This is a genomic window from Streptomyces sp. NPDC002588, from assembly GCF_040295925.1.
Classification (GTDB): domain Bacteria; phylum Actinomycetota; class Actinomycetes; order Streptomycetales; family Streptomycetaceae; genus Streptomyces.
The window spans coordinates 58970-82220 of the sequence record NZ_JBEOWF010000044.1; the positions used below are offsets into that span (position 1 = coordinate 58970).

Below are 23251 nucleotides of genomic sequence, written 5' to 3' on the forward strand. Positions count from 1 at the left end.
GGGATCTACTTCACGGCGCGCAGCGCGTTCACGATGCCGTACCCGAAGAAGCCGTTGACGTGCTTGCCGCCCACGCAGGTCGCGTCCACCACACCGTTGCCGTCGCCGTCGTACGGCTCGGTCGGGCAGCCCGGGTTGTCGGCCTGCGCCTTGAGCAGCAGCTGCAGCTGCGCCGGCGACGCCCACGGGTGCGTGGACTTCAGCAGCGCGGCCACGCCGGCCACGTGCGGGGAGGCCATCGACGTGCCCTGGAGGAAGCCGTACGTGTTGTTCGGCAGGGTCGACAGGATGCGGCCGTTCGCCGACGGGGTGGCCGGGATCTGGTACTTGTCGCCGCCCGGGGCCGCCACGTCCACGGCGCCCAGGCCGTAGCTGGAGTAGTACGACTTGGTGCCCTTGACGCCCGTGGCGCTCACCGTGACCACGCCCGGCAGCTGGGTCGGCACGTCGAAGCACTCGTGCGGGTCGACCGTCCGCGTCACAGGAGTGGAGTCGTCGGGGCTGGAGGAGTCCACGAGGGAGTCGGCGTCCAGGTCGTGGTTGGAGTTGCCCGCCGAGGCGACGTTCAGCGTGCCCTTGTGCTGGGCGTACAGCTGAGCCCTGTTGACCGAATCAACAATGGCCTTCTGGTCGGGGTCGTCCATGCAGTTGTACAGCCAGGGATCAACGTAGTAGCTGTTGTTCGTGATCTCGACGCCGTGGTCGGCGGCGAACACGAACGCGCAGACGACGTTCTCCGGGTAGAAGAGGCCGTCCTTCGGATCGCTCACCTTGATGCCCGCGACCTTCACGCCGGGGGCGACACCGGCCACGCCGATGCCGTTGCGGGCCGCCGCTATCTCACCGGCCACATGGGTGCCGTGGTAGTCGTCCGCGGTGTACGGCCGCCACGCTCCCTCGCTGGTGTCCGCGACACCGCCGACGCAGTTGGCGGACTGGGACGCGGAGAAGTTCGCCGCGAGGTCCGGGTGGGTGTCGTCGACGCCGGTGTCGATCACGGCGACCGTCACCCGCTTGCTGCCCGGATTCACCGTGGCCGCCTTGTCGGCGCCGATCGCCCGCAGGTCCCACTGGTCGGCCTCGAGCGGCTCGCTCTGGCCCGCCGCGTCGGACGCCTTCTCGATCTTCGCGGCCTCCGCCTTCGACAGGACCTGCACGGCTCCCTCGTCGGTGGTCCCCGCCGGGCTCAGCGGCGCGGTGCGCGTCGCGCCCGCCGACTGGACCCCGCGTACCGCGCGTATCTGCGCGCCGAAGTCGGGGTTCGCCGAGTGGACGACGAGCACCCCGATCCTGTCGTACGAGGCGACCAGGGTGCCCCCGGCCGTGGCGATCGCCTTCTTCACCGACTTGATCGTGCGGTGGTCCACCTTCGTGTTGACGACGTACGCCAGCGTCCCGGCTTCGGCCGTCCGGGTGGCCGACGTGGCCGACGCCGTGACGGGATCGGCCGAGGCGGCCGTCGGCAGGAAGCCGAGGGAGGCGGTCAGCGACAGCACGACGGGCACCGCGAGAGCGAGGCGGCGTCTGGAAGGCAGATGAGCCATGGGGTCTCCACATCATCCGGAAACGAGACGTGCCCGGACGCAGGTGGCGTCTGGGCAGGTACATGACGGGTTGTGCTGCGCCGAAGCTATCTCCCCGACTCGCCGGCCAGCAATGACCTTTGACGACGACTTCCGGTGCATCCCGGACTCACGGGACGTCCGGCAAGTCGACCGCGAAAGAACCCGATCGGGTTGAACCCGCCGCAGTGCGCCGCCGTGCCCTTGGGAAGGGAGCCCGTGCACGATCGTGCCCCCGACCGTCCCACCACCCGCAACGCGAGGAGACTCCGTGGCCACCGAGACACCGCCCCCCTCGAAAACGCAAGCCCAACTCCCCTCCACCGAGGAGTTCGTCGCGGTGCAGGAGAGCGCGGAATTCGGTGAACTGCGCGGCGCCTACCGCGGCTTCGCCTTCCCGCTGACCGTCGCCTTCATCGCCTGGTACCTGCTGTACGTCCTGCTCTCCAACTACGCGGGCGACTTCATGGGCACCAAGCTCGTCGGCAACATCAACGTCGCCCTCGCCCTGGGCCTCGCCCAGTTCCTCACCACGTTCCTCATCGCCTGGTGGTACGCGCGCACCGCCGCTGCCAAGCTCGACCCCAAGGCCGAGGCCATCAAGTCCCGGATGGAGGGCGGCGCATGAGCACCGCACAGCACACGGCCCTGCTCGCCGCAGGCGAGGCGAGCGAGCACCGCACTCTGATCATCACACTCTTCGCCGTGTTCGTCGCGGCGACCCTCGTCATCACCATCTGGGCCGGCCGCCAGACCAAGGACGCCGCCGACTTCTACGCGGGCGGCCGTCAGTTCACCGGCTTCCAGAACGGTCTCGCCGTCTCCGGCGACTACATGTCCGCCGCGTCGTTCCTGGGCATCGCGGGCGCCATCGCCCTCTTCGGCTACGACGGCTTCCTGTACTCCATCGGCTTCCTCGTCGCCTGGCTGGTCGCCCTCCTCCTGGTCGCCGAACCGCTGCGCAACTCCGGCCGCTACACGATGGGCGACGTCCTCGCCTACCGGATGCGCCAGCGCCCCGTCCGCACCGCCGCAGGCACCTCCACCATCGTGGTCTCGATCTTCTACCTGCTGGCCCAGATGGCCGGCGCCGGCGTCCTGGTCTCCCTGCTCCTCGGCATCACCAGCGACGGCGGCAAGATCGGCATCGTCGCCCTGGTCGGCGTACTGATGATCGTCTACGTGACGATCGGCGGCATGAAGGGCACCACCTGGGTCCAGATGGTCAAGGCGGTCCTGCTCATCGCGGGCGCCCTCCTGCTCACCTTCCTGGTCCTGCTGAAGTTCGACTTCAACGTCTCCGACCTGCTCGGCTCCGCCGCCGACAACAGCGGCAAGGGCACGGCCTTCCTGGAGCCCGGCCTGAAGTACGGCGCCACCGGCACCACCAAGCTGGACTTCATCTCCCTCGGCATCGCCCTGGTCCTGGGCACCGCGGGCCTGCCGCACATCCTGATCCGCTTCTACACCGTCCCCACCGCCAAGGCCGCCCGTAAGTCCGTCATCTGGGCCATCGGCCTGATCGGCGCCTTCTACCTGATGACCCTCGCCCTCGGCTTCGGCGCCGCCGCGCTGATCAAGCCGGACGAGATCGTCGCGTCCAACAAGGCGGGCAACACGGCGGCCCCCCTGCTCGCCCTCCACCTCGGCGGCGTCGACTCCAACTGGGGCGCGGTCCTGCTGGCCACGATCTCCGCGGTCGCCTTCGCCACCATCCTCGCGGTCGTCGCCGGCCTCACGCTGGCCTCGTCCTCGTCGTTCGCCCACGACATCTACGCCAACGTCATCAAGAAGGGGCAGGCCTCCGAGAAGCAGGAGATCAACGCGGCCCGCTGGGCCACCGTCGGCATCGGCGCCGTCTCCATCCTGCTGGGCGCCCTCGCCCGCGACCTGAACGTCGCCGGCCTGGTCGCCCTCGCCTTCGCGGTCGCCGCCTCCGCCAACCTCCCGACCATCCTCTACAGCCTGTTCTGGAAGCGGTTCACCACCTCCGGAGCCCTGTGGTCGATCTACGGCGGCCTGGTCACGGCGGTCGGCCTGGTGCTGTTCTCGCCGGTCGTCTCCGGCAAGCCCACCTCGATGTTCCCGGACGTCGACTTCCACTGGTTCCCGCTGGAGAACCCCGGCATCATCTCCATCCCCGTCGGCTTCCTCCTCGGCATCGTCGGCACCCTTCTGTCGAAGGAGGAGCCCGACAAGGACAAGTACGCCGAGCTGGAGGTCCGCTCCCTGACCGGCACCGGAGCCCACTGACCCCCTCCGGTCCGCGGCCGCGTCGCAGTTCCCCGCGACGCGGCCGCGGCATGCCCGGCGGGACGGGGCGCCGTCGATGTCAGTGGCGTCACGTAGGCTCGCAGGTGACGGAAGAAACAGATGATCCGCTACGAGGGAGGGGGCCCACGTGCTCATCGACACCTATGGCCGGGTGGCCACCGACCTGAGGGTCTCGCTGACCGACCGGTGCAATCTGCGCTGTTCGTACTGCATGCCCGAGGAGGGCTTGCAGTGGCTGGCCAAACCCGACCTCCTCACGGACGACGAGATCGTCCGCCTGATCGGCATAGCCGTCTCCTCCCTCGGTATCGAGGAGGTCCGCTTCACCGGCGGTGAGCCGCTGCTGCGCCCCGGCCTGGTCGGCATAGTCGAGCGGGTGGCGGCCCTGACCCCCCGCCCCCAGATGTCCCTGACGACGAACGGCATCGGCCTCAGGCGCACCGCGACCGCCCTCAAGGCGGCCGGCCTGGACCGGGTCAACGTCTCCCTGGACACCCTCCGTCCCGACGTCTTCAAGACCCTCACCCGCCGCGACCGCCACAAGGACGTCCTCGAGGGTCTCGAGGCCGCCCGCGACGCGGGCCTCACCCCGGTGAAGGTCAACTCCGTCCTGATGCCAGGGCTCAACGAAGGCGAGGCCCCGGACCTCCTCGCCTGGGCGCTGGAGCGGGACTACGAACTGCGCTTCATCGAGCAGATGCCCCTGGACGCCCAGCACGGCTGGAAGCGCGACGGCATGGTCACCGCCGGAGACATCCTCGCCTCGCTCCGCACCCGCTTCGACCTCACCCCCGAGGGCCAGGACGAGCGCGGCTCCGCCCCGGCCGAGCGCTGGCTGGTCGACGGCGGCCCGCAGCGCGTCGGCGTCATCGCCTCCGTCACCCGCCCGTTCTGCGCGGCCTGCGACCGCACCCGCCTCACCGCCGACGGCCAGATCCGCACCTGCCTCTTCGCCCGCGAGGAGACCGACCTGCGCGCGGCCCTGCGTTCCGACGCCCCCGACGAGGAGATAGCCCGCATCTGGCGCCTGGCGATGTGGGGCAAGAAGGCGGGCGCGGGCCTGGACGACCCGTCGTTCGTCCAGCCGGACCGACCGATGTCCGCGATCGGCGGCTAGGCCCCCTCCGGGGACTCCCACTCCGTCAGGAGCACGACATCCTTGAGGAAACCCCGCACCCCCAGGAACTGCGAGAGATGCTCCCGGTGCTCCTCGCAGGCCAGCCATGTCTTGCGCCGCTCAGGCGTATGGATCTTCGGGTTGTTCCAGGCGAGCACCCACACGGCGTCGAGGTGGCAGCCCTTGGCGGAACAGATGGGGGTCTCGTCAGTCACAGATCCAACTCACAGATGCGCACAAAAAGGCGACGCCGAGCAGCCACGGGGGGAGCTGCCCGGCGTCGGTCCGTCGCTCCGACGGGGGATGCGGAGCGCGTACGAAGTATGTCACGGCAGACCCGTCACAGGGCACTGGAACAGCATGATTGATCTGAGCTTTTCCTGAGCTTGGCGCACAGCCCCCTCATGGCCGCCGCTCAGCCTGCTCGGACGCGGTGTCCTTGTGGAGCGGATCCGCGAAGCGTTCCTCTTCCGGTACGGATTCCGCCGTCGAGCCCGCTGCACCGTCCGCCGGCGGCTGCGCGACCATGGGCCGCACCGGCGCCGTGACGAAGGTGGAGGGCAGCCCGGGCGCGTTCTCCCGTCCCGCGTTGGCGATCACCACCGCTATGTACGGCAGGAGCACCCCCAACACCAGTGCCACGAGGGCCACATGACGTTCCACGTTCCAGAGTGTCGCCGCGAGGATCACCGACACGGTACGGACGGACATCGAGATCACGTACCGCCGCTGCCGGCCCCGCACATCCTCCTGGAGCCCCGTCCGGGCCCCCGTGATCCGGAACACCTGGACGTTTCCGCCGCGACCATGCTTCCGCATCACGTTCCACCATCCGCCCGCTTGGGACTCTCCCCGGCTCACCTCGGCTCTCCACGTTACGCCGCGGCTGCGCCGCCTTCGAGAGCGGGTCGCCTCCCGCTCGGGTGACCGTCCTGCGCCTGGGCGCGTACGGCCGTACCCGACATGCGCCGTACCCGGCACGGAACCACACTGAGGGCAATGCTCACGTCGAGCCGTACGAGGAGGCAGCCATGGGCTGGTTGTGGGCGATCATCGTGGGATTCGTGCTGGGGCTGATCGCCAAGGCGATCATTCCGGGCAAGCAGCACAGCCCCCTCTGGCTGACCACCATCTTCGGCATGATCGGCGCGGTCATCGGCAACGCGATCGCCCGCGGGTTCGGCGTCGAGGAGACCGCGGGCATCGACTGGTGGCGCCACCTCTTCCAGCTGGTCGCCGCGATCGTGGTCGTGGCCCTGGGCGACAGGGCGTACATGGCGACACTGGGCAAGCGGAAACAACAACGGGCCTGACCGGACCTGCGCGAACAGGGGCGGCTCCCACCGGGAAGCCGCCCCTGTCCCACGATCCCACCGGTCAGCCGGTGACCTCGACGGCCGCCAGACTCTTCTTGCCCCGCCGCAGCACCAGCCACCGCCCGTGCAGCAGTTCCTCCTTCGCGGGTACCGCGTCGTCCGCCGCGACCTTCACGTTGTTCACGTAGGCCCCGCCCTCCTTCACGGTCCGCCGCGCCGCGGACTTGCTGGCGACGAGACCGACCTCGGCGAACAGATCCACCACGAGGCCCGGCTCGGCGACCTGGATGTGCGGCACCTCGGACAGCGCCGCCGCCAGCGTCCGTTCGTCCAGCTCGGCCAGCTCACCCTGCCCGAACAGGGCACGGCTCGCGGCGACCACGGCGGCCGTCTGCTCGGCGCCGTGCACCAGGGTCGTCAGCTCCTCGGCCAGCGCCCGCTGCGCGGCCCGCGCCTGCGGCCGCTCCTCGGTCTGCCGCTCCAGCTCCTCGATCTCGTCATGGGACCTGAAGCTGAAGATGCGCAGGAACTTGGAGACGTCCCGGTCGTCCGCGTTCAGCCAGAACTGGTAGAAGGCGTACGGCGTCGTCATCTCGGGGTCGAGCCAGACCGTGCCGGACTCCGTCTTGCCGAACTTGGTGCCGTCGGCCTTGGTGATCAGCGGGGTGCCCAGGGCGTGCACCACGGCCTCGGGCTCGACCTTGTGGATCAGGTCCGTACCCGAGGTGAGATTGCCCCACTGGTCGCTGCCGCCGGTCTGCAGCGTGCAGCCGTACCGCCGGTACAGCTCCAGGAAGTCCATGCCCTGCAGGATCTGGTAGCTGAACTCGGTGTAGCTGATGCCCTCCTGGGACTCCAGGCGGCGGGCCACGGCCTCCTTCGCGATCATCTTGTTCACGCGGAAGTGCTTGCCCACGTCCCGCAGGAACTCGATGGCCGACATGCCCTGCGTCCAGTCCAGGTTGTTCACCATGACCGCCGCGTTCGCGCCCTCGAAGTCGAGCAGCGGGGCGATCTGCCCACGCAGCCGCTCCACCCACTGGGCGACGACCTCCGGCGCGTTCAGCGTCCGCTCGGCGTTCGGCTTCGGGTCGCCGATCAGACCCGTGGCACCCCCGACCAGGCCCAGCGGACGATTGCCCGCCTGCTGGATGCGGCGCATCGTGAGGATCTGCACCAGGTTGCCGAGGTGCAGGCTGGGCGCGGTCGGGTCGAAGCCGCAATAGAACGTGACGGGACCGTCCGCGAACGCCTTGCGCAATGCGTCCTCGTCGGTGGAGAGGGCGATCAGCCCCCGCCACTTCAGCTCGTCGACGATGTCCGTCACGGTTCTCGCGTCTCCTCGGTGATTCTCTGGCGTCTCTGGTCTTCGTGCAGTCGAGTGACTGTCGGCTACGAGGTTATACGCCCTGACTGACAGAGCTCATATTGAAATCCGGTACCCGCAGCGGGGGCATCGCGGCCCTGGTGAAGTAGTCGCTCCACTCCCGCGGCAGCGTCTTCTCCGTGCGGCCCGCCTCCGTCGCACGGCCCAGCAGGCCGACCGGCGACTCGTTGAACCGGAAGTTGTTCACCTCGCCCACGACCTCGCCGTTCTCCACGAGATAGACGCCGTCCCGGGTCAGGCCGGTCAGCAGCAGGGTCGCCGGGTCGACCTCGCGGATGTACCAGAGGCAGGTCAGCAGCAGACCGCGCCCGGTGCCGGCGACCATCTCCTCCAGGGAGCGGTCCTCGCCGCCGTCGAGGATCAGGTTGTCGATCGCCGGCGCCACCGGCAGATCGGCCAGGCCCGCACTGTGCCGGCTGGTGATCAGGTTCCTCAGCTCGCCCTCGCGGACCCAGTCGGTGCCGGCCAGCGGAAGCCCGTTGTCGAACACCGAGGAGTCCCCGCCGGAGGAATGGGCCAGCACGAAGGGCGCCGCCTCCAGACCCGGCTCGTTCGGGTCGCTGCGCAGGGTCAGCGGCAGCTCGGACAGCTTCTCGCCGAGACGGGTGCCGCCGCCCGGCCGGGAGAACACCGTGCGGCCCTCGGCCGCGTCCCGCCCCGACGCGGACCACAGCTGGTAGATCAGCAGGTCCGCCACCGCGGTCGGCGGCAGCAGCGTCTCGTACCGCCCGGCCGGCAGGGCGATCCGCCGCTTTGCCCAGCCCAGGCGCACGGCCAGCTCGGCGTCGAGCACCGCCGGGTCGACGTCCTTGAAGTCCCGGGTCGAGCGCCCCGCCCACGCCGAGCGGGTACGGTCGGGCGACTTGGCGTTGAGCTCCAGCGTCCCGTTCGGCTGGTCGTGCCGCAGCCGCAGTCCCGTCGAGGTGCCCATGTACGTCGACACCAGCTCGTGGTTGGCGAAGCCGTACAGCTCACGCCCGCCCGCACGCGCGCGTGCGAACGCCTCGCCCAGGGCCGGTGCGAAGTCGGCGAACACGGCCGACGAGGTCTCCGCGGGGGCCTCGGTGAACTCGGGGGACTCCTGCCCGCCCGTCACCAGCGGCTGGGCGTCCTCGGCGGGCCCGGCACCGCGCGCCGCGGCCTCGGCCGCCCGCACCAGCGGCTCGAGCTCGTCCTCCGTCATGGCGGCCCGCGAGACGACGCCGGAGGCGGTGCCCTCCTTGCCGTCGACCGTGGCGATCACGGTGAGCGTGCGCGTGCGCGTGACGCCGTTGGTGGTGAGCGCGTTGCCGGCCCAGCGCAGGTTCGCCGTCGACTGTTCGTCGGCGATGACGACACACCCGTCCGCCTGCGACAGCCCGAGAGCCCGCTCGACGATCTCGTGCGGCTTGTTGCTTCGGGCGCTCATCGACCGGCCTCCTGAGTCGTGTTGAGGATGTTGACGCCCCGGAACAGGGCTGACGGGCAGCCGTGCGAGACGGCCGCGACCTGCCCCGGCTGGGCCTTGCCGCAGTTGAACGCGCCGCCGAGGACGTAGGTCTGCGGCCCGCCCACCGCGGCCATGGACCCCCAGAAGTCGGTCGTCGTGGCCTGGTAGGCCACGTCCCGCAGCTGCCCGGTGATCCGCCCGTTCTCGATCTTGAAGAAGCGCTGGCCGGTGAACTGGAAGTTGTACCGCTGCATGTCGATGGACCAGGACCGGTCGCCGACGACATAGATGCCCCGGTCCACACTCCCGATGAGATCCTCGGTCGACATCCCGGCCGGATCAGGCTGCAGCGACACGTTCGCCATCCGCTGCACCGGTACGTGCCCGGGCGAGTCGGCGTAGGCGCACCCGTTGGACCGGCCGAGCCCGGTGAGCTTCGCGATCCGGCGGTCCAGCTGGTAGCCGACGAGCGTGCCGTCCTTCACCAGGTCCCAGGACTGGCCCTCGACGCCCTCGTCGTCGTACCCGATCGTCGCAAGGCCGTGCTCGGCCGTGCGGTCACCGGTGACGTTCATCAGGTCGGAGCCGTAGCGCAACTTGCCGAGCTGGTCGAAGGTGGCGAAGGAGGTGCCGGCGTAGGCCGCCTCGTAACCGAGCGCGCGGTCGAGCTCCGTGGCGTGCCCGATGGACTCGTGGATGGTCAGCCACAGGTTGGACGGGTCGACGACCAGGTCGTACAGCCCCGGGTCCACGCTCGGCGCCCGCATCTTCTCGGCGAGCAGCCCGGGGATCCGCTCCAGCTCGTCGTCCCAGTCCCAGCCGGTCCCGGTCAGGTACTCCCAGCCGCGCCCGACCGGCGGCGCGATGGTCCGCATCGAGTCGAACTCGCCGCTGGACTCGTCGACCGACACCGCCGTCAGCGCCGGGTGCAGCCGCACCCGCTGCTGGGTGGTCACCGTCCCCGCCGTGTCGGCGTAGAACTTGTTCTCGTGCACGGTGAGCAGCGAGGCGTCGACGTGGTTGATCCCGCCGGCCGACAGCAGCCGCGCGCTCCAGTCCGCCAGCAGTCCCGCCTTCTCCTCGTCGGGCACCGAGAACGGGTCGATCTCGTACGACGACACCCAGGTCTGCTCGGCGTGCACCGGCTCGTCGGCCAGCTCCACCCGCTCGTCCGACCCCGCCGCCTTGATCACCTGCGCGGACAGCTTGGCCATCGCCACGGCCTGCGAGGCGACCCGGGCGGCCGCGTCCATGGTCAGGTCCACCCCGGACGCGAATCCCCACGTCCCGCCGTGCACCACCCGCACCGCGTACCCGAGGTCGGTCGTGTCCGACGACCCGGCGGGCTTGGCGTCCCGCAGCCGCCAGGACGCACTGCGCACCCGCTCGAACCGGAAGTCCGCGTGCTCCGCCCCGAGCGCACGCGCGCGTGCGAGTGCGGCGTCGGCGAGGGCGCGTAGGGGTAGGGCCGTGAAACTTTCGTCGATGGTATGAGGCACCTACGTATCTCCCTGAAGTCGTCGAGTGCAAGTCGTCGAGTGAAAAGTCGTCGGGTGAAAAGGCGGCGTGTGAAAGTCGGCGTGTGAAGTCGTCACGTCTGTGACCCCGATCATGTCGCGACCGGCGGCCCGCGGACCACACCTTTCCCTCGGGCGTCCGCAAACTTTCTGTAGAGACCCCACAGTCAGTGCCGTGACCCACTGTCGGTGCCCGAATGTCCGCCGGAGGGGGCGGACCGATAGGTTTCGAGGGAAGCCGCCTGTCCCGCACGGTTCGGGCAGGTGTGTAGACCCCTAGCGAAAGGGTGATCCGTTGAGCCGCTCGGTTCTCGTCACCGGAGGAAACCGGGGCATCGGCCTCGCCATCGCCCGCGCGTTCGCCGACGCCGGCGACAAGGTCGCGATCACGTACCGCTCGGGCGAGCCGCCGGCCGCCCTGACGGAACTGGGCTGCCTGGCGGTCAAGTGCGACATCACCGACCCCGAGCAGGTGGAGCAGGCCTACAAGGAGATCGAGGCCCAGCAAGGCCCCGTGGAGGTCCTGATCGCCAACGCCGGCATCACCAAGGACCAGCTTCTGATGCGCATGTCCGAGGAGGACTTCACCTCGGTCGTCGACACCAACCTCACCGGCACCTTCCGCGTGGTCAAGCGCGCCAACCGCGGCATGCTGCGCGCCAAGAAGGGCCGCGTCGTGCTGATCTCGTCGGTCGTGGGCCTCTACGGCTCGCCCGGCCAGGCCAACTACGCCGCCTCCAAGGCCGCCCTCGTCGGCTTCGCGCGTTCCCTCGCCCGTGAGCTGGGTTCGCGCAACATCACCTTCAACGTCGTCGCGCCCGGCTTCGTCGACACCGACATGACCAAGGTGCTCACCGACGAGCAGCGCGCGGGCATCGTCTCGCAGGTCCCGCTCGGCCGGTACGCGCAGCCGGAGGAGATCGCCGCGGCTGTGCGGTTCCTCGCCTCGGACGACGCCTCGTACATCACTGGAGCCGTCATCCCCGTTGACGGCGGACTGGGAATGGGTCACTGATCACCATGAGTGGAATCCTCGAGGGCAAGCGCGTCCTGATCACCGGTGTGCTGATGGAGTCCTCCATCGCCTTCCACGCCGCCAAGCTGGCCCAGGAGCAGGGCGCCGAGATCATCCTGACGGCGTTTCCGCGGCCCACGCTGACCGAGCGCATCGCCAGGAAGCTCCCCAAGCCCACCAAGGTCATCGAGCTCGACGTCACCAACGACGAGCACCTGGGCCGCCTGGCCGACATCGTCGGCGAGGAGCTCGGCGGCCTCGACGGCGTCGTGCACTCCATCGGCTTCGCACCGCAGGACGCCCTCGGCGGCAACTTCCTCAACACCCCGTTCGAGTCGGTCGCCACAGCCATGCACGTCTCGGCGTACTCCCTGAAGTCGCTGACCATGGCCTGTCTGCCGCTGATGCAGAACGGCGGCTCGGTCGTCGGCCTCACCTTCGACGCCCAGTACGCCTGGCCGCAGTACGACTGGATGGGCCCGGCCAAGGCAGCCCTGGAGGCCACCAGCCGCTATGTGGCACGTGACCTGGGCAAGCAGAACATCCGCTGCAACCTGATCTCGGCGGGCCCGCTCGCCTCCATGGCCGCCAAGTCCATCCCGGGCTTCGGCGACCTCGCCGCCGTCTGGGACAGCCGCTCCCCGCTGGAGTGGGACCTCAAGGACCCCGAGCCGGCCGGCCGCGGCATCGTGGCCCTGCTCAGCGACTGGTTCCCGAAGACCACGGGCGAGATCATCCATGTGGACGGCGGTCTGCACGCCATCGGCGCCTGACGCCGTCAGCGTCACCGTCGTCGTCACCCGTCCGGCCTACTCGGCCGGGCGGGTGACGTCTGTGACCAGGCACTATGAAGTGCGCGTTCACCCGCGCAGCGTCCTCCCCAGCTCTGCCGAGGAGGTTCCCTTGTGTGCCTGTACCGCTTTCTCGCCTCACTGACCGCCGCCGTCGCGCTCGCGCTCTGCGCGCCCTATGAGGCCCTTCCGGGCGAGCGCCCCGATCCGTTCGGCGCGGAGTGCCGGACGAGCGTCGACGGCTCCCACGTCGTCGCCCACTGCCACAACCCCTACGTCGCCATCGACCGGGTGACCCTGCACATCGAGTGCGAACGCTGGTGGGACCTCGACACCGACGGAACCCCGGCCGACGCTGAACCGGCCATGACCGTACGGCTCGCCGGACGCTGCTGGAAGGAGGTCCGGGCGGCCTGGGTCAGCCACCGGAAGGTGTGATCCGCCCCGGGCGGCAGGGCAGGGGGTAACCGGCCGCCTCGGCCGCGGCCGCCTCGGCGTCGCCCGCGCGGATCGCGTCCACCAGCCGCGTGTGGTCCATGTAGGTCTCCGGCGTCAGCTCGTCGCCGACGTCCTCGCGCAGCCAGTCCCGCAGCACCTCGCCGAGGTCCGCGTGCATCGCCGTCATGGCGTCGTTGTGGGACGCGGCCACCACAGCCAGGTGGAAGGTCGCGTCGGCCGTCACGAAGGCCTCCGCGTCGCCCGACGCCCAGGCCTCCTCGCGCCGCACCAGCAGTGCGTCGAGCTGCTTCAGGTCCTTCTCCGTGCGCCGCCCGGCCGCCAGCCGCGCCGCGCCCGACTCCAGGTTGGAGCGCAGTTCGGCGATGTGCCGGGGGTCGGTGCCGGCGAACCGGCGGTGCATCACGCCCGCGAGCTCGCTGGTCGCCACGACGTACGTCCCCGAGCCCTGGCGGATGGCCAGCAGCCCGTTGTGCGCCAGCGCGCGGACGGCCTCGCGGACCGTGTTGCGGGCGACACCCAGCTGCTCGACCAGCTCGGGCTCCGTGGGGATGCGCGAGCCGACCGGCCACTCGCCCGAGGTGATCTGGGTACGCAACTCGGCGATGACCTGCTCGGAGAGCGCCGAGCGACGGGGATGACTCAAGGGCATGGCACACCTTCGCACGGACGGGGCGGGGCAAGCGCGCCCGGGACTGGACAAGTAATCATCCCATGATTCTATGATGGGTGGCATGACTGGCAAAACCCGGACGACGACCACCACCCCCCTGCGGACGGCAGCGGCGGCCGAGCCTCCGCGGACGGCCACGCGCGCGTGGCGCACCCGGCTGCTCATGGCCGGCATCGTTCTGGCCGCCCTCAACCTCCGGCCCGCCATCACCAGCTTCGGAGCCCTCCTCGAAGAGGTCCGCGACGGCCTCGGCATGAGCGGCAGCGTGGCCGGGCTCCTCACCTCCGTGCCCCCGCTCTGCTTCGCCGTCTTCGGCGTCACGGCCCCCCGTCTCGCCCGCCGCTTCGGCGCGGGGGCGGTGGTCTTCGCGGGCATGGCCGCCATCGCCGCCGGCCTGCTCATACGGCCCTACACGGGCGGTACGGCCGGATTCCTGGCCGCCAGCGCCCTCGCCCTGATGGGCATCGCCGTCAGCAACGTGCTGATGCCGGTCATCGTCAAGCGGCACTTCCCCGACCGGGTCGGCTCCATGACCGGCCTCTACTCGATGGCCCTCGCCCTCGGCACCTCGGCCGCAGCCGCGGTCACCGTGCCCGTGACCGAGGCGCTGGGCGGCGACTGGAGGTCCGGCCTCGCGGTGTGGGCGGGCCTGGCCGCCGCGGCCCTCCTGCCCTGGCTGCCGTTCGTACGGCAGCGGCACGGGTCGGCGGCGTCGGCGCCGGACGAGTCGCGTACCCGCGCGCATGTCGGACCGCCGGCCGGTCTCCGCGTCACCCGCAGCCGCACCGCCTGGGCGCTCGCCGTCTTCTTCGGGCTCCAGGCCACCGCCGCCTACATCGTCATGGGCTGGATGGCGCAGATCTTCCGGGACGCGGGCGTGCCCGCCGGCGAGGCGGGACTGCTGCTCGCCGTCACCATGGCGATGGGCGTGCCGCTCGCCTTCGTCATCCCGCGCGTCGCCACCCGGCTGCCGCACCAGGGCCCGATCGCGATCCTGCTCGGCGTCTGCGGCCTCGCCGGATACGCAGGCCTCTACCTCGCGCCCGCCGGGGGAGCCTGGGCCTGGGCCCTGCTGCTCGGCGTCGCCAACTGCGCCTTCCCGCTCGCCCTCACGATGGTCGGCATGCGCGCCAGGACCGGGGCGGGCGTGGCCCAGCTGTCGGCCTTCGCGCAGAGCACCGGCTACCTGATCTCGATCCCGGGCCCGCTCCTGGTGGGCGTCCTCTACCAGCACAGTGGCGGCTGGGGGCTGCCGCTCGCACTGATGGCGGCCCTGATGGTGCCGCAGATGGCGATGGGGGTCCTGGCCGGCCGCGACCGCACGGTCGAGGACGAGGCCGCGGCCCGGCCCACGGCCACCCGCTGACCCCGGCGACCCCGGCGACCCTGCAGACCCCGGCGGCCGCGGGCCGGACGGCGGGTGCGAGACTGGGCGCATGCCAGTGCTCGACCCGAACCCCCAGAACGGCCAGAAGAAGATGCTGATCGTCTTCGGCTCGTTCCTCGCCATCTTCGTGATCATCGGCATCATCGCCACGATCGCCTCCCCCTGACGTCCCCCGGACGCCCGACGATCCCCCGGCGCTCCGCGCGCCGATCGAGGCGATGGTGGGGTTAACCCCCCTGTCCCCTAGGGGGTGAGGGTCAGGGTCAAGTGGGTGGATCACCGGATGGGCCGGGGGCCGTCGATTCCGTAACTTCGAGTTGTGGCCGCGCGACGCGGACCACCGACCACTCGGAGACCAGCGGAGGCACCCATGTCGGCCCGTACGCTCACCCGGCCCCGCCCGGCCGCCGCGCCGGCCCGTGTCGACACCCGGCTGCCCTGGTGGGCCCTCGCCCTCCCGACCCTCGCCTTCATCACCCTGCTCGCCCTGATACTGAACCCGTCCGACGCCCAGGCGGCCACCGGCGACCCGGCGATCACCCACCTCGTCGAGCGCGTGCAGCAACTGCTCGCGCGCCAGCCGTGACGAGTACGCCCCGGACACGCTCCGCACACCGGGGCCGAGCCGAGAAGCCCCATGTCAACTCCCTGCGCCCCATGGCCTGTTTCATGCGAAGCTGGGACGCATGAGCGTCGCAGAACCCCGCAGGATCGTCCTCTTCCGGCATGCGAAAGCCGACTGGCCCCAGGTCAACGACCACGACCGACCGCTCGCAGACCGGGGCAGAAAGGACGCCGCCGTCGCCGGACGCGAGCTGACCAGCACCGGCATCCCCTTCGACCTGGCCCTGTGCTCCACCGCGGTCCGCACCCGGGAGACGTGGAAGCTCGCCGTCCAGGAGCTCCCGCACCGGCCGAAAACGGTCTATGAGGAGCGGATCTACGAAGCCTCGACGGGCGAACTGATCGCCCTGCTCAACGAGACTCCGGACGACGCGCACAACATCCTCCTGATCGGCCACAACCCCGGTATCCAGGGCCTCGCCGAGATCCTGGCCGGCGAAGCCGAGCCGGAGGCCGAGGCAGGGATGAAGCGCGGCGGCTTCTCCACGGCGGCCTTCGCCGTCCTCGTCTTCGACGGCTCCTGGAAGTCCCTGGAACCCGGCTCCGCGAAGCTGCTCACCTACTGGTCCCCGAGCGCCTGACCGACGACAAGCACAAGGGCCCGGCACCGCCACGGCACCGGGCCCTCCGAGCCCCTACGAGGAGGCGAGCGCCTACTCGACGAGTGTGTCCGCCGCCTCGACCTCTTCGCGGGTGATGCCCAGCAGATAGAGGACCGTGTCGAGGAAGGGCACGTTCACCGCGGTGTGGGCCGCTTGGCGCACCACCGGCTTGGCGTTGAAGGCGACCCCGAGGCCGGCCGCGTTCAGCATGTCCAGATCATTGGCGCCGTCACCGATCGCCACGGTCTGCGACAGCGGGACGCCCGCCTCGGCGGCGAACCGGCGCAGCAGCCGCGCCTTGCCCGCGCGGTCCACGATCTCGCCGGTGACCCGCCCGGTCAGCCTTCCGTCGACGATCTCCAGCGTGTTGGCCTGGGCGAAGTCCAGCCCCAGCCGTTCCTTCAGATCGTCGGTGACCTGGGTGAAGCCGCCGGAGACCACCCCCACCTGGTAGCCGAGTCGTTTCAGCGTCCGGATCAGCGTCCGCGCGCCCGGTGTCAGCCGCACCTCGGCGCGCACCTTGTCCACGACCGAGGCGTCCAGCCCCTCCAGCAGCTCCACACGCGCGTGCAGCGACTGCTCGAAGTCCAGCTCACCGCGCATCGCGGCCGCCGTCACCTCGGCGACCTTGTCCTCGCAGCCGGCGTGCGCCGCGAAGAGCTCGATCACCTCGTCCTGGATCAGGGTGGAGTCGACATCCATGACGACGAGCCGCTGGGCCCGCCGGTGCAGGCCCGCGTCCACCACGGCGATGTCCACACCCAGCGCGCCCGCGTCCGTCACCAGAGCGGTCCGCAGCGGCTCGGCCGCCACCCCGGAGATGGCGAACTCGACGGCCGTGACCGGATACTTGGCTAGCCGGAAGATACGGTCGATGTTGCCGCCGACCTTGGTGATCTTGGCGGCGATCGCGGCCGTGGCCTCCGCGGTGAGGGGATGTCCGAGCACGGTCACCAGGGAGCGCCCGAGACCACGCGGACGGTTGTCACCGAGGCCCGAGATGATCTCCGCCTGCATCTTGATCGACTCGGCCCAGCTGTGGACCGTGCGGCGGAGGTCCCCCTCCAGCGACCGAGGCGGCGCGGTCACGAGCGCGCACAGAACCATCCGGCCACGGGTGACGACCTGCTCGATGTCGACCACGTCGACGGAGTAGGCGGCGAGGGTGTCGAAAAGGCCCGCCGTGATGCCCGGCCGGTCCTTGCCGAAGATCTTCACAAGGAGGGTGGGGACATCGGAGGCCGAGGTCGGCGAGTTCTGTGAAGCGCTCATGATGTATCCCACCGTATCCGGCACGGAGTGCCTTTCGCCGCAGAGGTCCGCCTAGCGGACACGGAACAGTGGGCGAATCGGCGGTAATCGTCGCGTGAAGAGCCGACCGACCACGCCCACCGCCGCCGCTCACCGCACTTCGCGCCGGACCGCTCAGCGCGGCCCCCCGGGCCTCCTCGGCGGCAGCGGGGGAGGGGGCGGCGGGGGAGGCGGCCCTTCGTCCTCCGAGTCCCCACGGGGCCGTGAACCACCCGCCCGCGAGGCGGGCTTCCCGAACGGACGCACAACGGTGGGCGCCCCGTACACATCGTCCCGCCCGTCGGAGTCACCCGCCCCGCGGCCTCCGCCGGAGGGAGAACCGGAGGGAGGGGACGAGAAGGGCGCGGACGGCGAAGAAGACGACGAGGACGACGACGCGGACGGCGGGGAGTCACCCGGGCGTGCGTCCTGAGGTTCCCGCGCCTCGTCCGGAAGCCGCAGGTAGGGATTGGTCGCGGGGTTGGGCGACCGGTACGACGCGCTCGGCGCGTACGGTCCGGTCCCCGGGCCGGCGTACGGCGGACTCCCGCCCGGGGCCGCTCCCGCCGTCACGTCACCCAGTGCCAGCGGCGCCGCCCGCCGGCCCGCCGCGCCCGAGGCGCACGCGAGCAGAGCGCCCGCGGCCCCCGCTCCCGCCCCCCACGCGGCGCCGAGGAGCAGCGCCATCCCGAGGTGCCCGTGCAGGTCGATCCCGGCCCCGAACGCGTCGAACCCCAGCACCGACAGCGAGGCGTCCACCGACAGCCCCGCCAGCCGGACGACCAGCGTCAGTGCCAGCGCCGTCGCCACCCCCAGCCGCAGGGCACACCGCCCGGCGAACCCCAGGATCCCGCCCCCAGGCCGCGCCGCGCCCCGCTCCCCGGCGCGCGTGCCCGCACCCGTCGCCACCGGGGTCCGCACCGCCACGAGGACGCCCGCGAAGAGCATCATCACCGCCGTGGCCACGCCCAGCAGCCACACCCGGCCGTCCAGCTCGGCCAGCCGGCCCAGCGTCACCGGCTGGTCCGTTCCCATGCTCAGCAGGTCGTCCAGGGGGTCGGGCAGCACCTTCGTCAGGGCGCCCGTGGCACGGCCGTCCCAGGGGACGAACAGACCGAGCGGGACGCCCAGCCACACCCCGTTCGGCGCGCCCAGCAGGGCCGCTCCCGCGATCCGTTTCGGATGGTCGTCGCCGATGGCCGCGTAAGCCGCGGCCGCGAGCCCGGCCGCCACGGCCACCAGCAGTACGGACACGACGGCGGACACCGCGGGCCGTACCACCCGGTGCACGGCCTCCCAGCCGCGCGGCAGCGGCGTACGCCGCGAGGCCAGCAGGGCGATCAGCAGGATCCCCGCCGACCAGAGAAGCCCGCCGAGCAGCGTGGGCGCGGTGTCGACGGTGAAGCCGACCGCCGCCTTCGCGTCGACGAGGTCCCCCAGCCGGTCGGGCAGCAGCCCTCCGAGATCACCGACGTTGCCGAGCCCCGGAATGTCCAGGCCGCCGCCCCCTCCGCCCCCGCCGCCGCCCATGCCGGGCAGGTCGTCCAGCCCGAGCGAGCTCCCGTCCAGCGTGATGACGTCGTGCCCCGCCCAGGCCAGCCCGCCCAGCATCGCCACGAACAGCGCGACCACCGCGCCCACGCGTGCGAGGAGTTCGGCCGGCGCGACCACAACCCCGGCCGTGCGCAGGGACCGCAGAAAGAACCACGACAGCAGCAGCGCGCCCACCAGGCTCACACCCAATGGCGTGATCTCGATGGCCGTGTTCGCCTCCGCTCCGGTCAGGCCGAAGGCGGAGACGTCGCCCGACGGGGTGACCGAGCCGCCCGCGCCCAGGGCCACCACGGCCGCCGTCATCGGGCCCAACGAGCCCGCCGCGTCCGCCCCCAGCAGATGCAGGCCGAGCGCCGCCGTCCCCGCCATCCCGATCAACGCCCAGCTCACCGCCGTGATCGCGGACAGCCCCACGTCCACCCACGGCACGCTCCCGCCGTACGCCACACGCCTGTTGCTCTCGACCCCTGTGCCGGCACTCATGCAGACCCCCCGATCCGCGGCGCGGTACGACGAAGATCGCCGCTTCCGTCCCCCTCGCGTGCGTTTACCACTCTCCGGGCCGTTTTCAACCCAGTCAACGGGAACGGCCGATGCGCTCGCGCAGGCTCATCGCCGGGCCCGGCTTTCGGTCAGGGGGACGCAACTGAAATAGTTCCCGACGATGTTCGACATCCCTAGACTCCCTGTGTTGGGGGTAACTCGGGGGACTACTCAGTGGGGCATGGAGTGCCGGAACTCGTACTGGAATTGAACGGACGCACCTGGACGCTGGATCCGTCCAGGGCATACACCCTGGGACGTGATCCGCAGGGGGACATCGTGTTCGAGGACGCCAGGGTGTCCTGGCGTCACGCCACGGTCAGCTTCAACGGCGGCAGTTGGGTCATCGAGGACCATGGCAGCACGAACGGCACGTTCGCGCAGGGCCAGAGGGTCGGCCGGCTGGAGATCGGTCCCGGCACGGCGCTGCACCTGGGCAACGCGAGCGACGGCCCGCGCGTGACCCTCTCGGGGACGCCGGCGCCCGTCGCGCAGCCTGCGGCGCAGCCCGAGCAGCAGCCGTACGCCGCGCAGGCCGCGCAACCGGGCTGGGCCGCCCAGCAGGCGCCCCAGCCGCAGCCCGCGCAGGCCGGCTGGCAGCCGCCGCCGCAGGTCCCGCCGCAGCAGGGGCCGAGCGAACCGTACGTCCAGCAGGTGCCCGGTGGTGGCGCGGGGGCGCCGCCGGTCTACGGCGACCGCAGCCCGACCACGTTCCACCAGTTCTCCTTCGGCCGTGTGATGCGCATCGGCCGTGCCCTGGAGAACGACCTGGTCGTCTCCGACCTGCAGGTCTCCCGCAACCACGCCGAGTTCCACTCGACGCCCGACGGGCGCATGGAGATCCGCGACCTCGGCTCGCACAACGGCACCTACGTCAACGGCCAGCCGATCCCCAAGGGCGGCTCGGTTCAGCTCGGCCCGGCGGACATCGTCGGCGTCGGCCACTCGACGTTCCGGATCGTGGGCGACCGGCTCGAGGAGTTCGTCGACACCGGTGAGATCTCGTTCTCCGCCCGGCACCTCACCGTCACGGTCGACGGCGGCAAGCAGATCCTGAAGGACGTCTCCTTCGGTGTCCCGGAGAAGTCGCTGATCGCGGTCATCGGACCGTCCGGTTCCGGCAAGTCGACGCTGCTCAAGGCACTGACGGGCTACCGTCCCGCCAACCAGGGCGACGTCCTCTACGACAACCGCAACCTGTACAAGCAGTTCGCGGAGCTGCGCCAGCGCATCGGTCTGGTCCCGCAGGACGACATCCTGCACAAGGAGCTGACCGTCAAGAAGGCCCTCAAGTACGCGGCCAAGCTCCGCTTCCCCGCCGACACCACCGGCGCCGAGCGCGAGGCCCGTATCGACGAGGTGCTGCGCGAGCTGAAGCTGGACGTCCACAAGGAGAAGAAGGTCACCTCCCTCTCCGGCGGACAGCGCAAGCGCGTGTCGGTGGCCCTGGAGCTGCTCACCAAGCCGTCGCTGATCTTCCTGGACGAGCCCACCTCGGGCCTCGACCCGGGCATGGACCGTGACGTCATGCAGCTGCTGCGCGGCCTCGCCGACGACGGCCGTACGGTCCTCGTCGTCACCCACTCGGTGGCCGAGCTTGCCCTGTGCGACAAGCTCCTGGTGATGGCGCCGGGCGGCGCGGTCGCCTACTTCGGCCCGCCGGAGGAGGCGCTGAACTTCTTCGGCTACGACACATGGGCCGATGTCTTCTCCGCCTTCGAGAACTACCGCGACTACGACTGGGCGGGCCGCTGGAAGGGCTCGCAGCACTACCAGATCTACGCCGCGGACATCGACGCCGTTGCGCCGCAGTCCGTACAGATGCCGCCGATGCAGGGGATGAAGCCGCCGAAGCCGCAGGGCTGGATGTCCCAGTTCGTCACACTCGTGCGCCGCTACACGTCGGTGATCGCGTCGGACAAGGGCTTCCTCGCCCTTTCGGTGATCCTGCCGCTCGTCCTCGGTTCGGTGAGCCTGCTCATCGACTCCGGCAACAGCCTGCTGCCCAACGGGGTCAATCCGCAGACCGGCCGGATCATCCCCAACGGCACGGCCACCACCGTCCTGCTGATCCTCGCGGTCGGCGCCTGCTTCGCCGGGGCGGCGAACTCGGTCCGTGAGCTGATCAAGGAACGGGTCATCTACGAGCGCGAGCGTGCCACCGGTCTGTCGCGTTCGGCGTACCTGATGTCCAAGGTGTTCGTGCTCGGCGTGGTCACCGTGCTGCAGGGCCTGCTGGTCGGCGTGATCGGCTTCTCCAGCCGCGAGATCCCGGATCAGGGCCTGGTCATCGGCAACGCGCTGGTGGAGCTGTGCCTGCCGATCATGGCGCTGGGATTCACCTCGATGATGTTCGGCCTGATCATCTCCTCGCTGGTGAAGACCGCCGAGAAGACCATGCCGCTGCTGGTGATGTTCGCGATCATCCAGGTCGTGTTCACCGGCTGCCTGTTCGCCCTGGGCGGCTCGATCGGCGTCAACCAGTTCTCGTTCCTGATGCCGTCGCGCTGGGCGGTCGGCGCGGCCGGCGCCACGCTGGACTTCAACAAGATCAGCCCGCCCCAGGACGGCGGCGACGGTGACCCGCTGTGGGACCACACGGTCGGCACCTGGACCCTGGACATGATCGTCCTGATCGCCCTAGGTGTGATCTGCGGCTTCTTCGTGGCCCGCTTCCTGCGCCGCCACGAGCCCGAGGTCATGCGCAAGTAGTCGGATCCGTACGCCCCGAAGGGCGGCACCCCGTCAGGTGGGGTGCCGCCCTTCGGCGTCTTCGGCCGCGAGAGGACGTCCGTGCCGGTGCCTCAGTACGCGCTGTTGACGTTGTCCATGGAGCCGTACCGGTCGGCCGCGTAGTTGCAGGCGGCGGTGATGTTGGCGACCGGGTTGTATATGTTCCAGGACGTGCCGGCCACGTGGTAGGTCTTGAAGGTCGGCGGGATGACCTGCAGCAGGCCCTTCGACGGGATGCCGTTGATGGCGTTGATGTCCCAGTCGTTGATGGCGTTCGGGTTGCCCGAGGACTCGCGCATGATGTTGCGCTTGATGCCGTCGTAGGAGCCCGGGATGCCGTGCTTCTTCATGATGTCGAGCGACTCACGGATCCAGCCGTCGAGGTTGTCGGCGTAGGTCTTGGCGGCCACCGGCCTGACCGCGGCCCGGTGGGCGGAGCGGCTCGCGGCCTTCTTGGCCTTGTGCGCGGCGGCGGCCTTCTTCGCGGCCGCCTTGCGGGCGGCCTCGTGGGCCGCCTTCTTCTTCGCGGCGGCCTTGTGGGCCGCCTCGGCGGCGGCCTTCTTCTTCGCGGCGGCTTCGGCGGCGGCCTTCTTCTTGGCCTCGATCGCGTCGACCTTGACGCTCGAACCCGCGAGCTGGTCGGTCACGCCGGCCTTGACGTCACGCACCGGCTCGGAGCTGTAGGCGACACGGGACGAGGCGACGGCGTCCGTCGTGGCCGTGTGCGCGTCGGCCGGCACCACGGAGAAGGCGATGGCGGCGGCGCCGAGGGTGGCCGCACCGGCGATCGCGATCTTGTGAGTGTTCTTGGGCATGGCGAAGGACCTCTTCGAATAGCAGGAGGTCGCTCGTCCGACGTTGGACACAGTGCGTTCGGCACGAACGAACGCCGCGGACGAACCCGCGGCGTTGAGCGACATGAGCCATTCTTAGCGGCCGCAAAATGACCAGGCAAAGGTGTGACGTACGATCCCCGGTAGT

General features: G+C 70.5%; 22 protein-coding genes. 12 read left to right on the top strand and 10 right to left on the bottom strand.

Annotated features, from left to right (window positions below):
* Positions 1-5 precede the first annotated feature (5 nt).
* Positions 6-1544 (bottom strand): S8 family serine peptidase, encoded by a 1539-nt coding sequence (locus ABT057_RS38020; protein ID WP_352348474.1) that lies wholly within the window; start codon positions 1542-1544, stop codon positions 6-8.
* Positions 1545-1833: 289 nt separating this feature from the next.
* Here ABT057_RS38020 and ABT057_RS38025 point away from each other — a divergent pair, with 289 nt between their 5' ends.
* From ABT057_RS38025 to moaA, 3 genes are all read left to right on the top strand, one after another.
* A complete protein-coding gene (locus ABT057_RS38025) occupies positions 1834-2190 on the top strand; it encodes a DUF485 domain-containing protein (protein ID WP_352348475.1) in 357 nt (118 codons plus the stop codon).
* Positions 2187-3815, top strand: a complete 1629-nt coding sequence (locus tag ABT057_RS38030; protein WP_352348476.1) for a monocarboxylic acid transporter — start codon at positions 2187-2189, stop codon at positions 3813-3815. Before ABT057_RS38025 ends, ABT057_RS38030 begins: the two co-directional genes overlap by 4 nt.
* Before the next feature lie 148 nt (positions 3816-3963).
* Positions 3964-4953, top strand: a complete 990-nt coding sequence (moaA, locus tag ABT057_RS38035) for a GTP 3',8-cyclase MoaA (protein WP_352348477.1) — start codon at positions 3964-3966, stop codon at positions 4951-4953.
* Here the strand turns inward: moaA and ABT057_RS38040 are convergent.
* Together ABT057_RS38040 and ABT057_RS38045 are read right to left on the bottom strand one after the other, a co-directional pair.
* On the bottom strand, positions 4950-5168 hold the full coding sequence (locus ABT057_RS38040; RefSeq protein ID WP_352348478.1) for a hypothetical protein: 219 nt from the start codon (positions 5166-5168) through the stop codon (positions 4950-4952). The genes moaA and ABT057_RS38040 overlap by 4 nt on opposite strands.
* 187 nt (positions 5169-5355) lie before the next feature.
* On the bottom strand, positions 5356-5772 hold the full coding sequence (locus ABT057_RS38045; RefSeq protein WP_352348479.1) for a DUF3099 domain-containing protein: 417 nt from the start codon (positions 5770-5772) through the stop codon (positions 5356-5358).
* A gap of 212 nt (positions 5773-5984) precedes the next feature.
* On the opposite strand from ABT057_RS38045, the gene ABT057_RS38050 reads away from it, so the two are divergent.
* Entirely contained in the window at positions 5985-6266 is a 282-nt protein-coding gene (locus ABT057_RS38050; protein WP_352348480.1) for a GlsB/YeaQ/YmgE family stress response membrane protein, read from the top strand.
* A gap of 64 nt (positions 6267-6330) precedes the next feature.
* Here the strand turns inward: ABT057_RS38050 and tyrS are convergent, their stop codons facing one another.
* The 3 genes from tyrS to ABT057_RS38065 all read right to left on the bottom strand — a co-directional run bounded on the left by tyrS (position 6331) and on the right by ABT057_RS38065 (position 10584).
* Complete coding sequence (tyrS, locus tag ABT057_RS38055) at positions 6331-7596, bottom strand: tyrosine--tRNA ligase (protein ID WP_352348481.1); 1266 nt, start codon at positions 7594-7596, stop codon at positions 6331-6333.
* A gap of 73 nt (positions 7597-7669) precedes the next feature.
* Positions 7670-9064 carry a metallopeptidase TldD-related protein gene (locus ABT057_RS38060; RefSeq protein ID WP_352348482.1) on the bottom strand — a complete coding sequence of 465 codons (1395 nt, stop codon included), beginning with the start codon at positions 9062-9064 and terminating at the stop codon, positions 7670-7672.
* Entirely contained in the window at positions 9061-10584 is a 1524-nt protein-coding gene (locus ABT057_RS38065; RefSeq protein WP_352348483.1) for a TldD/PmbA family protein, read from the bottom strand. Before ABT057_RS38065 ends, ABT057_RS38060 begins: the two co-directional genes overlap by 4 nt.
* 313 nt (positions 10585-10897) lie before the next feature.
* Between ABT057_RS38065 and fabG the strand changes: the two genes are divergently transcribed.
* The 3 genes from fabG (at position 10898) to ABT057_RS38080 (ending at position 12846) form a co-directional block, all read left to right on the top strand.
* Positions 10898-11617: a 3-oxoacyl-[acyl-carrier-protein] reductase gene (gene fabG, locus ABT057_RS38070; protein WP_352348484.1), complete on the top strand. Its 720-nt coding sequence runs from the start codon at positions 10898-10900 to the stop codon at positions 11615-11617.
* 5 nt (positions 11618-11622) lie between these two features.
* Complete coding sequence (fabI, locus tag ABT057_RS38075) at positions 11623-12390, top strand: enoyl-ACP reductase FabI (RefSeq protein WP_352348485.1); 768 nt, start codon at positions 11623-11625, stop codon at positions 12388-12390.
* Between the two features lie 132 nt (positions 12391-12522).
* On the top strand, positions 12523-12846 hold the full coding sequence (locus ABT057_RS38080) for a hypothetical protein (protein ID WP_352348486.1): 324 nt from the start codon (positions 12523-12525) through the stop codon (positions 12844-12846).
* On the opposite strand, the gene ABT057_RS38085 is transcribed toward ABT057_RS38080, so the two are convergent.
* Positions 12827-13516 carry a FadR/GntR family transcriptional regulator gene (locus ABT057_RS38085; protein ID WP_352348487.1) on the bottom strand — a complete coding sequence of 230 codons (690 nt, stop codon included), beginning with the start codon at positions 13514-13516 and terminating at the stop codon, positions 12827-12829. The genes ABT057_RS38080 and ABT057_RS38085 overlap by 20 nt on opposite strands.
* 82 nt (positions 13517-13598) lie before the next feature.
* Here ABT057_RS38085 and ABT057_RS38090 point away from each other — a divergent pair, with 82 nt between their 5' ends.
* The 4 genes from ABT057_RS38090 to ABT057_RS38105 all read left to right on the top strand — a co-directional run bounded on the left by ABT057_RS38090 (position 13599) and on the right by ABT057_RS38105 (position 16129).
* Positions 13599-14903 carry a CynX/NimT family MFS transporter gene (locus ABT057_RS38090; RefSeq protein ID WP_502974033.1) on the top strand — a complete coding sequence of 435 codons (1305 nt, stop codon included), beginning with the start codon at positions 13599-13601 and terminating at the stop codon, positions 14901-14903.
* 70 nt (positions 14904-14973) lie between these two features.
* Positions 14974-15090: an SGM_5486 family transporter-associated protein gene (locus ABT057_RS38095; RefSeq protein WP_352348489.1), complete on the top strand. Its 117-nt coding sequence runs from the start codon at positions 14974-14976 to the stop codon at positions 15088-15090.
* Positions 15091-15294: 204 nt separating this feature from the next.
* A complete protein-coding gene (locus ABT057_RS38100) occupies positions 15295-15510 on the top strand; it encodes a hypothetical protein (protein WP_352348490.1) in 216 nt (71 codons plus the stop codon).
* Positions 15511-15610: 100 nt separating this feature from the next.
* Complete coding sequence (locus ABT057_RS38105; RefSeq protein ID WP_352348491.1) at positions 15611-16129, top strand: SixA phosphatase family protein; 519 nt, start codon at positions 15611-15613, stop codon at positions 16127-16129.
* Positions 16130-16201: 72 nt separating this feature from the next.
* On the opposite strand, the gene serB is transcribed toward ABT057_RS38105, so the two are convergent.
* Both serB and ABT057_RS38115 read right to left on the bottom strand, forming a co-directional pair.
* Entirely contained in the window at positions 16202-17422 is a 1221-nt protein-coding gene (gene serB, locus ABT057_RS38110; RefSeq protein ID WP_352348492.1) for a phosphoserine phosphatase SerB, read from the bottom strand.
* A 153-nt stretch (positions 17423-17575) separates the two neighbouring features.
* Positions 17576-19477, bottom strand: a complete 1902-nt coding sequence (locus tag ABT057_RS38115; RefSeq protein WP_352348493.1) for a streptophobe family protein — start codon at positions 19475-19477, stop codon at positions 17576-17578.
* A gap of 246 nt (positions 19478-19723) precedes the next feature.
* Here ABT057_RS38115 and ABT057_RS38120 point away from each other — a divergent pair, with 246 nt between their 5' ends.
* A complete protein-coding gene (locus ABT057_RS38120; protein ID WP_352348494.1) occupies positions 19724-22249 on the top strand; it encodes an ABC transporter ATP-binding protein/permease in 2526 nt (841 codons plus the stop codon).
* Between the two features lie 92 nt (positions 22250-22341).
* On the opposite strand, the gene ABT057_RS38125 is transcribed toward ABT057_RS38120, so the two are convergent.
* Positions 22342-23085, bottom strand: coding sequence for a transglycosylase SLT domain-containing protein (locus tag ABT057_RS38125; RefSeq protein WP_352348495.1), 744 nt, complete (start codon positions 23083-23085; stop codon positions 22342-22344).
* Positions 23086-23251 lie beyond the last annotated feature (166 nt).